This is a genomic window from Brevundimonas sp., from assembly GCF_036402095.1.
Taxonomy (GTDB): domain Bacteria; phylum Pseudomonadota; class Alphaproteobacteria; order Caulobacterales; family Caulobacteraceae; genus Brevundimonas.
The window spans coordinates 1-9,590 of sequence record NZ_DASWTO010000186.1; the positions used below are offsets into that span (position 1 = coordinate 1).

Here is a 9,590-nt window from a genome sequence, read left to right on the forward strand (position 1 = left end):
GGTCCGCGCCCGGCCGCCGGCTCCGCCGCGGGCCAGGGCCGTGCCGCCCGGGCAGGGCGACCTGTTCTGACGGGCGAAAGTCTTGGCGCCGCCGCCGCCCCCGCGCTAGCGTGAGGGCATGAGCGATACGGCGATGGAACCCGCGACCCTCCACTACGGCGACGGCGAGTTCGTCGTGCTGAAGGCCGGCCGCTATGTGACCTGCGCCGTCTCGGGCAAGGCCATCGCGCTGGAGGTGCTGCGCTACTGGTCGGTGGCCCTGCAGGAACCCTACGCCGGGGCCGATCAGGCCCGGCAGCGGCTGATGCAGGTGCGATGACCCCCGACCGCCGCGCCCTCCTCGCCGGAGCCGCGGCCCTCGCCGCCGCCGGGCCCACGCGGGCCCGCCAGGCCGACGATCTCGCCCTGACCGGCCGTTTCGTCCAGGGCGGCCACGCCCTCGGCCGCACCTGGCCGCGGGCGCTGATCTTCGTCGACGGCGAAGCCCTGACCGCCGCCTCGGCCGACGGCGACTTCATCGTCGGCTTCGACCGCGACGCCCCTGCCAGCGTCGGCATCGAGGCCCGCGCCAACGGCCGCTCCGCCCGCCGCACGCTCGACATCGCCCCCGGCGACTTCCCGCTGACCCGGGTCGACGGCCTGCCGCCCGCCACCGTCGAGCCGTCCGATCGCGCCCTGCTGGCCCGCATCGCCCGCGAGGTCGAGCGCAAGACGGAGGGCTTCGCCAGCCGGATCGACTCCGACCATTTCAGCGACGGCTTCATCTGGCCGCTCGAGGCGTTCCGCGTCACCAGCCGGTGGGGCGCGCAGCGGGTCCTGAACGGCACGCCGGCCCGCCCGCACTACGGCATCGACCTCGCCGCGCCGCTGGGGACCGTCATCCGCGCGCCCGCCGACGGCCGCGTCGCCCTCGCCGAGCCGGACCTGCATTTCGAGGGCGGCCTGACCCTGATCGACCACGGCCAGGGCCTGATCACCGCCTACCTGCACCAGTCGCGCCTCGACGTCCGCGCGGGTCAGGACGTGCGGCGCGGTGATTCGCTCGGAAGGGTCGGCATGAGCGGCCGCGCCACCGGTCCGCACCTGTGCTGGCGCATGAAATGGCGCAACCGCAACCTGGACCCGTCGCTGATGGTCCGAACCTGAGGGCGAGTAACCGGTTACCGGATTCCTGATCGACGGTCAGTCATGGACGGGTAAGCAATAGGCCCGTAGATTTCACCATCGCGCCGCAGAGCGCGCCGTTCCGGCCCGTCGTTTCCCATGCCATCCCTCGCCGCCATCCAGGTCCTGCTCGTCGACGACAATCCGCATATGCGGACGATCGCCTCGGCAGTGCTCAAGTCCGCCGGCATCCGCAAGGTGCTGGAGGCGGGCGACGGCGCGGCGGGTCTGCAGATCCTGCGCGACTATCCGATCGACCTGGCCATCGTCGACTACAAGATGTTCCCGCTGGACGGCGTCGAGTTCACCCGTCTGGTCCGCAACAGCCCCGACAGCGCCAATCCCTATCTGCCGATCATCATGATGACCGGTCATTCGGGCAAGGAGCGCGTCTATGAGGCCCGCGACGCCGGCGTGACCGAATTTCTCGTCAAGCCGATCACCGCCAAGGCCGTGCTCGACCGCATCCAGTCGGTGATCTGGAAGCCCCGGCCCTTCGTCCGGACCGAGGGCTATTTCGGTCCCGATCGCCGGCGCGCCTCGCCGCCCAATTTCCGCGGTCCCTTCCGGCGGGCGACCGACGCCGCCCGCGACGCCGCCGAACCGTCGAACGTGGTCACGGTCTAGGCGTCTTCCGCCTTCAGCGCGGCGTAGACCCGGTCGGGCCAGCGCTTGTGCACCCAGAACCAGTCGACCGGATGCTCCCGCACCCGCGCCTCGATGAAGCTCGTGATCGCCTGCACGCCGTGCGCGATGTCGGCCTGGCGGTCGCTGGTCTGCTCCAGCGCGATCGGCTCGTACAGGGTGACCCGGAAGCGGACGCCGGGCAGCCGCACCGTCGACATCGGCTGCAGCACCGTGCCGAAGCGCAGGGCCAGCCGGCTGGGTCCCGGCGCGGCGTTGACGGGCTGGCCGAAGAAGTTCACCTCCGGCCCCTCCGAGAATTTCTGGTCGTTCATCAGCGCGACCGACTCGCCCCGCGCCATCCCGGCCAGCAGTTCGCGCGCGCCCTCGCCGCCCTTCGGCGCGAACAGGGTCACCCCGTAGCGCGCCCGCGCCGCGCGGATCTGGGCGTCGACATAGGGATTGTTGGCCGCGCGATAGGTGATCTGGCACGGCACGCCGGCCCCGACGATGGTCGCCGCCAGCGTCTCGATATTGGCGAAATGCCCGCCGACGAAGACCACCGGCCGGCCGCTGTCGCGGATGGCGTGCAGCCGCTCCAGCCCGTCCACCTCGATGCGGCCCTCGGCCACCAGCTGGTCCATCACCGCCGTCTCGGCGAAGGCGCGGCCGGTCTGCTCCCATTGCGCCCGCGCCAGCGCCTCGCGCTCGTCCGCCGCCATCTCCGGGAAGGCGATGCGCAGGTTGCGCAGCACCGTCCGCTGCGTCCCGGTCCTGGGCCCCAGCGTGCGCAGCAGCCAGCCGCCGAGGGCCGAGGCGCGCTCGACGCCCAGCAGCCGCATGAAGCCGATGAAGCCTGCGAACGCAGCCGCCTCCAGCCGCCAGATCAGGTCCTGGCGCAGCCCCGCCCGCCCGGCGTCCTCACCAGGCAATGGTGATCCCGCCGTCCACCACCAGCGTCTGGCCGGTCATGTAGCTGGACGCCTTCGAGGCCAGATAGACCGCCGCCCCGGCGATCTCGTCCGGCTGGCCGATCCGCTTCAGCGGGGCCGGGTCGGTGACCTGTTTCAGCAGCTCCGGATTCTCCCACAGGTATTTGGCGAAGTCGGTCTGCACCAGGCCGGGGGCGATGCAGTTGACCCGCACGTTCGAGGGCCCCCACTCGACGGCCAGGTTGCGCGCCAGCTGCATGTCCGCCGCCTTGGAGACGTTGTAGGCGCCGATCAGGGCGTTGCCGCGCAGACCCCCGATCGACGAGACGATGATCACCGACCCGGCCTTCCGCTCCAGCATCTGCGGCGCGACCATCTGGATCAGCCAGTGGTTCGAGACCACGTTGTTCTGCAGGATCTTGCCGAACTGGTCGTCCGAAATCCCCGCCATCGGACCGGCGTAGGGATTAGTCGCCGCGTTGCAGACCAGGATGTCGATCCGCCCGAACGCCGCATGGGTCTCGTCGACCAGCCGCTGCAGCTCCTCCTTCGAGGCGATATTGGCCGGAACCGCGATGGCCCGGCCCTCCCCGTGCTTCGCATTGATGGCGTTCGCCACCTCGTCGCACGGCCCCGGCTTGCGCGACGAGATCACCACCCGCGCCCCATGCTCGGCCAGCCGTTCGGCGATGGCCTTGCCGATCCCGCGCGATGAGCCGGTGATGACCGCGACCTGGCCGGTCAGATCGAACAATTCCATCGTTAACCTCGAAGCTTGGGGAGAATCCGTGCACCAACCCTAGGCGAACTGCCGTGATACCCCGATACTCGGGCGATTCCATCCGGGAAGGCGGAACAACCGTTTCCATGCGCGCCCTGACTCAAGGCTTCCTCTTCTTCGGCTACCTGTTCCTGTCGCTGACGGTCGGCGCCTTCGTGTGGCGTGCGGGCCTCGGCGCCGGGGCGGGCGCGGCGGCCGGCCTCGCCGCCATGGGCCTGCTCGCGGCGATCCACGCCTGGGTTTCTGGCAAGGCCGAGCGCGCCACGCTGAAGCGCGAGATCGACCAGGTTCGCGACGCCCACCGCCTGCTCGCCGACGCCATGGAGTCCACCCAGGGCGCCCTCACCGAACTGGCCCAGGCCATCGAGACCGGCGCCCTGTCCTCGACCGAACAGCTGTCCGGCGAGGTCCGCATGCTGGAATCGCTGATCCAGCAGATGAGCGAGTCGATCGACCAGCGCATCGCCCAGCCGGCGCCCGTCAACACCTTCGAGGCCCGTCACCGCGAGCAGTCCAACGTCCTGCTGCAGACCATCCACGAGGCCCTCGCCGAGAACCGCGTCGACCTCTACCTGCAGCCGGTCGTCTCCCTGCCCCAGCGCCGCACCATCTTCTACGAGAGCTTCACCCGCCTGCGCGCCGCCGACGACCGGGTGATGATGCCGGCCGAATACCTCTCCGTCGCCGAGGGCGAGGGCCTGGTCCCGGCCATCGACAACCTGCTGCTGTTCCGCTGCGCCCAGATCGTCCGCCGCCTTGCGCGCCAGGACCGCAAGGTCGGCGTCTTCTGCAACGTCGCCCTGTCCTCGCTCGGCGACGAGACCTTCTTCCCGCAGTTCCTCGACTTCCTCAGCGAGAACCGCGACCTTAACCAGGCCCTGATCTTCGAGCTCGGCCAGGCCACCTTCGACGCCCGCGGCGCGGTCGAGGCCCGCAACATGGCCAAGCTGGCCGACCTCGGCTTCCGCTTCTCGATCGACAAGGTCCAGACCCTCGACCTCGACTTCGCCGACCTTCAGCGCTCCGACGTCAAATTCATGAAGGTCGCCGCCGACCTGCTGATCGAGACCCTGCTCGACACCGACGCCGCCTCGGCCCTGCCGGCCCTGCGCGACATCTCCGCCGCCGACTTCGCCGGCGTCACCCGCCGCTACGGCATCGAGCTGATCGCCGAGAAATGCGAGACCGAGCGCCAGATCGTCGACATCCTCGAGCTCGACATCTCGGTCGGCCAGGGCCACCTGTTCGGCGAACCCCGCGCCATCAAGGAAGCCGTCCTCGCCGAGACCGACCCCCCGGCCGACTTCATCCGCTCCACCCTGCGCAGCGCCGACCACCGGCGCCGCTTCGGCTAGGGCGCGGCGGCGGCCGGATAGTCCACGATGACGGTTTCGCCCCGCACGGCCTGAACCAGGGGCTTCACCGCCACATGGGCGGGGTGGTCATGATAGGCCTCCAGCGCCTCCGCGCTCTCGAACGCGCAGATCAGCACCACGTCGAACGAGTTGCTCCGCCGGCGCGTGTCGATGCCGACCTCCAGGCCGGTCAGGCCGGGGACCTTGCCCCGCATGGACTCCAGCTCGGCCTTCAGCAGGACGGCGTTCTCGCTCGCCGGGCGACCCAGCGCCGTCTCCAGCAGCCGCCACATGACGATGTGGGTCATCGCCGGTCCCCGGGATCCACCGGTCAGATCCATGTTGCGCTCCCCCCAAGGTAGTGGATTATGGCCCCACAAGCGGCGCCGCGGCGCCCAGTGTCAAATCGAGGTCCCGTGAACACGCCGGCCCGCTTCGACGAGACCCGGCTGCCGGTGATCGACTACGCCCGGCATCCGGCCTACCAGGTCCGCGAGGGCCGGATCCGCGCCCTCGGGCGGTTTGCACAGGGCGCGAGCGTCGCCTTCCTCCGCTGGCTGGTCGATCTCGAGCATCTTCCCAAGCCGCCGTCGGGGGCCGACAAACGGCGCTGGCTGATCCGCAACGCGCCGCGCCTCGGCCTCGGCGCGCTCCGCCACAACCTCGCCCGTCTGACGCGGTCTGCCCGCGCGCCGCAGACGGAGACGGGGCGCGAGGTCGCCGCGGCGCTCGACCGGGACGGCGTCCACGCCTTCCGCCTCACCGCCGCCGAGAAGTCCGAGCTCGACGCCCTGACCCGGCCGTGGTTCGAGGACCTGCGCCGCCGGCTCGCCCGCGGCTTCGACCATTTCGACGACAACCGACTCTGGATCGACCGCCGGACCTCACCGGAAATCTACGCCTGGTTCCACGAGGTGTTGGATCGCGCCGGCGTGCTCGCCGCCTCGTCAGCCCGGCTCGGCCGCCCCGTGACGGTGGCCCACCTCATCCCGCAGCTGAACACGCCGGAGACCGACTTCTGGACCGGTCAGTTCGGCGACGTCGGCGAGCCGGATCCGGCCTGCAACTACTGCCACGTCGACACCGCGTGGGGGATCACCAAGATGATCGTCTACGTCGGCGAGGTCCGCGAGACCACCGGACCGTTCAGCTACGTCCGCGGCAGCCACCGCGCCCGTGACGGCTTCTGGGGCCGGCTGATCCGCAAGGCCAACGACTATTCAGGCCTGTCGTCGACCCGCCCCGCCGCCCGCCGCCTGTTCGCCGCCCTGCCCGCGCGGCTGCAGCGCAAGGCCGCGTTCGGCCCTGACCTGCGCGACGAGCATCCCCTCGCCCCGGCCCTGCTGGCGGCGGAAGCCCGTTTCACCACCGATCTGGCGGACGCCATTCTGTTCGATCCCGACGGCGTGCACCGCGGCGGCATGGTTCAGGCGGGCGAGCGCCGGGTGGTCGGGGTGCTGCTGGCCGAGGCCTGATCGATCACCTTGCCGATCGCGTCGGCGATCAGCGACACATTCTCCGGCTCCAGCGACGACGGATCGACCAGCGGCTCGATCACCGTTCCCGGATGGCTGTTGGAAATCAGCCACGCAAGATAGCGCAGGTCGTCGTCCGGCCGGTGCTCCAGCGGCGGCGCCTCCAGGGCCGCCCCCACCTCCCACGGCGCATTCAGCCGGCGGCAGGTCGAAAACCCGGTGATGAAGATATCCGACAGGATCGCCGCCTGCCGCCCGTACATCGCGGCCTCCAGCGACACCGTGCCCGACAGCGACACGGTCAGGTCCGCCGCCTGGATCAGGGCGTGGCTGTCGACCCACGGATCGATCAGCCGCACCCCCGGCAGCCGCTTGATCCGTTCCAGCTCGGCCGGCCCCCTCAGGCCGATCCCGGTCGGATGCTCCTTGACGTAGAGCCGCACGCCCAGCGGCAGGGACCGGGCGATGTTGCGTACGACGTCGAACGTCGACACGAACGCCGGCGCCTCGACGTCCAGCGTATGCTCCGGCGCATAGTTCAGGGCGTAGAAGACGAACCGCTCCCCCGCCTGCGGCTGCTCGAACAGCCGGTCCCATATCCGCGCCAGACGGCGGTGATTGATGGGCGTCATGTGATAGCGCAGGTCCAGCAGGGCGCTGCGCAGGGTGTACATGTAGACGTCGTGGCGCGAGACGATCAGGGCCCGGTGCAGGAACCCCCGCGCCAGCCGCTTCAGGAAACCGGCCCCGATCGCCGGCGGGGCCGTCCGGGCCTCGACCTGGCGCATCTTGGTTCCGCGGGTCACCCTGTCGCGAAGCGCCCGCGCCTCCTCCAGCTCCTCGGCGGTCGTTTCGCCCGGGGTCGCCGCGCCGGTGATGTGCGGCCGCGCCTCGAGCCGGGAATCCCACAGCATGAAGCGCCGGGTCGGCATGCGGAACTCGAACGGGGCCGCGTAGCGTCCGCCCCGGGCCTTGACCAGGGCTTCCGCCAGCAGGTCCGGAACGTTGTCCGGCTGCCCGACCGCCAGGCCGATGTCGTGCCGCTCGATGAACGCCGCCAGCGCCGCATGGACATAGGCCGCATAGCGAAGCGCCCAATCCTGCCGCTCGGAGCGCAGGAACCGGTCCATCAGGATCATGTCGGACACCCGGATCCCCGCCGCCGCCTCCAGCCGCTCCAGCGCGCTCAGCGAGGCGCCCGTGTCCGCGGCCCGCGCCCCCTGCCGGGTCAGCCACAGGACGCGGTCGGGGCCGAACCCGGCCGCCAGCGCCTTGCGCCGGTGCTCGTCGCGGGTCACCACGAAGAAGGCCCGGTGGCCCCGGCGTTCCAGCTCGCGGCCGGCCGCGATCCACGTCTCCGTGCGCTCCCAGTTCGACAGGAAGACCAGGTTCAAGGCGTCAACGCGGCCCGGGCGCCCCGGTCCGCCCGCGCGCGCCGTCCGGCCGCCACGACCAGGTCGATGACGCGATCCTGGTCGCCCTCGTCCAGGCTGATCGAACTGGGCAGGGTCAGGACCTGCGCGTGCAGGCTCTCGGCGACCCCGCCCCCGACGCGGCCGGCCCCGGCGTGGGCCTCGGACAGATGCAGCGGCTGGTACAGCGGCAGCGTCTCGACGCCCTGTTCGCCCAGATGCCGGAGCAGCTGACGGGCCTCGAGGCCGAACAGGTCCGGGTCGATCCGGATGCAGGTCAGCCAGAAGGTCCAGAACTGGTCCGCGGGCTCTTCCGGCAGCGTGATCCCCGGCTGGTCCGACAGGGCCTCCCGGTACCGCTCCGCGATCCGCCGCTTGCGCGCGACATGATGGTCGATGCGGTCGAACTGGGCGCAGCCGATGGCGCCGTGGATGTTCGTCATCCGGTAGTTGTAGCCGATCGCCCGGTGCAGGGTTTCAACCGGGTCGTCCTTGGCTTGGTTGATCAGATAGCGGGCGCGCTCCGCCAGCGCCGGCTCGTTGGTGACCAGCATGCCGCCGCCGCCCGCCGTGATCAGCTTGTTGCCATAGAAGCTGTAGCAGCCGACCCGCCCGAACCCCCCGACCATGCGCGGGCCGAAGCGCGTGCCCAGCGCCTGGGCGGCGTCCTCGATCAGGATCAGATTGTAGCGCTCCGCCAGCGCCTGGAAGGCCTCCACGTCGGCCGGCATGCCCAGGAAATGCACCAGCACGATGGCCGTCACCGGCCGGCCCGTGGTCCGGTTGATCAGGCGTTCGCCGTCGAACCGGCATTCGTCCTCGCAGAACCGGCGGGCGGCCTCTGCATCCATCTGCCAGTTGTGCGCCGCGACATCGACGAACACCGGGCGGGCTCCGCAATAGGCGATGGCGTTCGCGGGCGCGATGAAGGTCAGGGTGGTGATCAGGACCTCGTCGCCGGGCTCGACTCCGGTGATCATCAGGGCCGTATGGATCGCCGCCGTGCCGGAGTTGGTGCCCACTCCGAAGCGGCTCCCGACATATCCGGCGATCTGCGCCTCGAAGCGGTCCGCGAACCGTCCACGGATCAGTTCGTTGGCCGCCAGCGCCTCAGCCAGATTGGCCAGCTCCGCGGACCCCACGGTTGGCTCGTACACCGCTATTCGCGCCATCGACGTCCCCTGTTCGCCCGAGCCTATGACAGTTTCCGGGTCCTGACGAGCCGGCGGCGCGGGGACGTCGGCCCGTGTCCGCCTCTGCCCCTGCGACGTGGAAGGCGGGCCCGGACGGCGCGCCCCGGACCCGCCTCGCCGCCGGGGCGTTTACCCCCTGAAGCGGCCCGGCTCTCCCGCCCGGGCGCCGGAGGACACCAGATGGCCGATATGGAAGCACAGGTCGCGGAGGCGCTGCGGACCGAGCTGGAGCGCCAGGCCGAGGCCACCAAGACCCTGATCGTCACCCAGGCTGACGGCGGCCTGACTGTCTACGGCATCGTCGATCTGGAGGCCCTGGCCATGGCCGCGGTCGGCGCCGTCGCCGGCGGGCCCTAGATAAGATCAGGGGCGCCACGCCTCGTCATCCCGGAGGCCTCCACCCCCGCGATCCGGGATGCGGCTACGCCTCCGGGGCCGCCACCCTGCGGGCGCCGCACAGGTCGCAGAACTCCCCGCCCTCGCGGCGGCGGTCGGGCCGCCAGCGGTGGCGGCGGCATTTCAGGCGTTTGATGAGCTTCCGTATCCAGCGCAACTCGCATCTCCCCCGTCCGCGGAGCGGGAGCCGCGGACCGCCTGACCTTGCACGGACAGGTAAATGAGTCGCTACCTAGTAGCCGCTGTCCCGCTCGGGCT

12 protein-coding genes are annotated in these 9,590 nt (G+C 70.8%); 6 read left to right on the forward strand and 6 right to left on the reverse strand.

What is annotated here, in order from left to right:
- Positions 1 to 133: 133 nt before the first annotated feature.
- The 3 genes from VGD32_RS12360 to VGD32_RS12370 all read left to right on the forward strand — a co-directional run bounded on the left by VGD32_RS12360 (position 134) and on the right by VGD32_RS12370 (position 1,791).
- Positions 134 to 319 (forward strand): DUF2093 domain-containing protein, encoded by a 186-nt coding sequence (locus VGD32_RS12360; RefSeq protein ID WP_331032186.1) that lies wholly within the window; start codon positions 134 to 136, stop codon positions 317 to 319.
- Entirely contained in the window at positions 316 to 1,146 is an 831-nt protein-coding gene (locus tag VGD32_RS12365; RefSeq protein ID WP_331032187.1) for a M23 family metallopeptidase, read from the forward strand. Before VGD32_RS12360 ends, VGD32_RS12365 begins: the two co-directional genes overlap by 4 nt.
- Positions 1,147 to 1,263: 117 nt before the next feature.
- On the forward strand, positions 1,264 to 1,791 hold the full coding sequence (locus VGD32_RS12370) for a response regulator (protein WP_331032188.1): 528 nt from the start codon (positions 1,264 to 1,266) through the stop codon (positions 1,789 to 1,791).
- Here VGD32_RS12370 and VGD32_RS12375 read toward each other — a convergent pair.
- Positions 1,788 to 2,630, reverse strand: a complete 843-nt coding sequence (locus VGD32_RS12375; RefSeq protein WP_331032197.1) for a lipid A biosynthesis acyltransferase — start codon at positions 2,628 to 2,630, stop codon at positions 1,788 to 1,790. The two genes, VGD32_RS12370 and VGD32_RS12375, sit on opposite strands and share 4 nt — an antisense overlap.
- A gap of 79 nt (positions 2,631 to 2,709) precedes the next feature.
- Positions 2,710 to 3,480 carry an SDR family oxidoreductase gene (locus tag VGD32_RS12380; RefSeq protein ID WP_331032189.1) on the reverse strand — a complete coding sequence of 257 codons (771 nt, stop codon included), beginning with the start codon at positions 3,478 to 3,480 and terminating at the stop codon, positions 2,710 to 2,712.
- A gap of 107 nt (positions 3,481 to 3,587) precedes the next feature.
- Here VGD32_RS12380 and VGD32_RS12385 point away from each other — a divergent pair, with 107 nt between their 5' ends.
- On the forward strand, positions 3,588 to 4,856 hold the full coding sequence (locus VGD32_RS12385) for an EAL domain-containing protein (RefSeq protein WP_331032190.1): 1,269 nt from the start codon (positions 3,588 to 3,590) through the stop codon (positions 4,854 to 4,856).
- Here VGD32_RS12385 and VGD32_RS12390 read toward each other — a convergent pair.
- Complete coding sequence (locus tag VGD32_RS12390; protein ID WP_331032191.1) at positions 4,853 to 5,164, reverse strand: Dabb family protein; 312 nt, start codon at positions 5,162 to 5,164, stop codon at positions 4,853 to 4,855. The two genes, VGD32_RS12385 and VGD32_RS12390, sit on opposite strands and share 4 nt — an antisense overlap.
- 108 nt (positions 5,165 to 5,272) lie before the next feature.
- Here VGD32_RS12390 and VGD32_RS12395 point away from each other — a divergent pair, with 108 nt between their 5' ends.
- A complete protein-coding gene (locus VGD32_RS12395) occupies positions 5,273 to 6,331 on the forward strand; it encodes a hypothetical protein (RefSeq protein WP_331032192.1) in 1,059 nt (352 codons plus the stop codon).
- Here the strand turns inward: VGD32_RS12395 and VGD32_RS12400 are convergent.
- Positions 6,283 to 7,725, reverse strand: coding sequence for a hypothetical protein (locus VGD32_RS12400; protein WP_331032193.1), 1,443 nt, complete (start codon positions 7,723 to 7,725; stop codon positions 6,283 to 6,285). The genes VGD32_RS12395 and VGD32_RS12400 overlap by 49 nt on opposite strands.
- On the reverse strand, positions 7,722 to 8,885 hold the full coding sequence (locus VGD32_RS12405) for an aminotransferase class I/II-fold pyridoxal phosphate-dependent enzyme (RefSeq protein ID WP_331032194.1): 1,164 nt from the start codon (positions 8,883 to 8,885) through the stop codon (positions 7,722 to 7,724). Before VGD32_RS12405 ends, VGD32_RS12400 begins: the two co-directional genes overlap by 4 nt.
- A 231-nt stretch (positions 8,886 to 9,116) precedes the next feature.
- Here VGD32_RS12405 and VGD32_RS12410 point away from each other — a divergent pair, with 231 nt between their 5' ends.
- A complete protein-coding gene (locus VGD32_RS12410; protein ID WP_331032195.1) occupies positions 9,117 to 9,293 on the forward strand; it encodes a hypothetical protein in 177 nt (58 codons plus the stop codon).
- 64 nt (positions 9,294 to 9,357) lie between these two features.
- On the opposite strand, the gene VGD32_RS12415 is transcribed toward VGD32_RS12410, so the two are convergent.
- Positions 9,358 to 9,489: a hypothetical protein gene (locus VGD32_RS12415; protein WP_331032196.1), complete on the reverse strand. Its 132-nt coding sequence runs from the start codon at positions 9,487 to 9,489 to the stop codon at positions 9,358 to 9,360.
- Positions 9,490 to 9,590: the final 101 nt, after the last annotated feature.

What these genes read in the sequence shown, in the direction of transcription:
- VGD32_RS12360 (WP_331032186.1), top strand. Translation starts at nt 134, where the DNA reads ATGGAACCCGCGACCCTCCACTACGGCGACGGCGAGTTCGTCGTGCTG.
- VGD32_RS12365 (WP_331032187.1), top strand. Translation starts at nt 316, where the DNA reads ATGACCCCCGACCGCCGCGCCCTCCTCGCCGGAGCCGCGGCCCTCGCC.
- VGD32_RS12370 (WP_331032188.1), top strand. Translation starts at nt 1,264, where the DNA reads ATGCCATCCCTCGCCGCCATCCAGGTCCTGCTCGTCGACGACAATCCG.
- VGD32_RS12375 (WP_331032197.1), bottom strand. Translation starts at nt 2,630, where the DNA reads ATGCGGCTGCTGGGCGTCGAGCGCGCCTCGGCCCTCGGCGGCTGGCTG.
- VGD32_RS12380 (WP_331032189.1), bottom strand. Translation starts at nt 3,480, where the DNA reads ATGGAATTGTTCGATCTGACCGGCCAGGTCGCGGTCATCACCGGCTCA.
- VGD32_RS12385 (WP_331032190.1), top strand. Translation starts at nt 3,588, where the DNA reads ATGCGCGCCCTGACTCAAGGCTTCCTCTTCTTCGGCTACCTGTTCCTG.
- VGD32_RS12390 (WP_331032191.1), bottom strand. Translation starts at nt 5,164, where the DNA reads ATGACCCACATCGTCATGTGGCGGCTGCTGGAGACGGCGCTGGGTCGC.
- VGD32_RS12410 (WP_331032195.1), top strand. Translation starts at nt 9,117, where the DNA reads ATGGCCGATATGGAAGCACAGGTCGCGGAGGCGCTGCGGACCGAGCTG.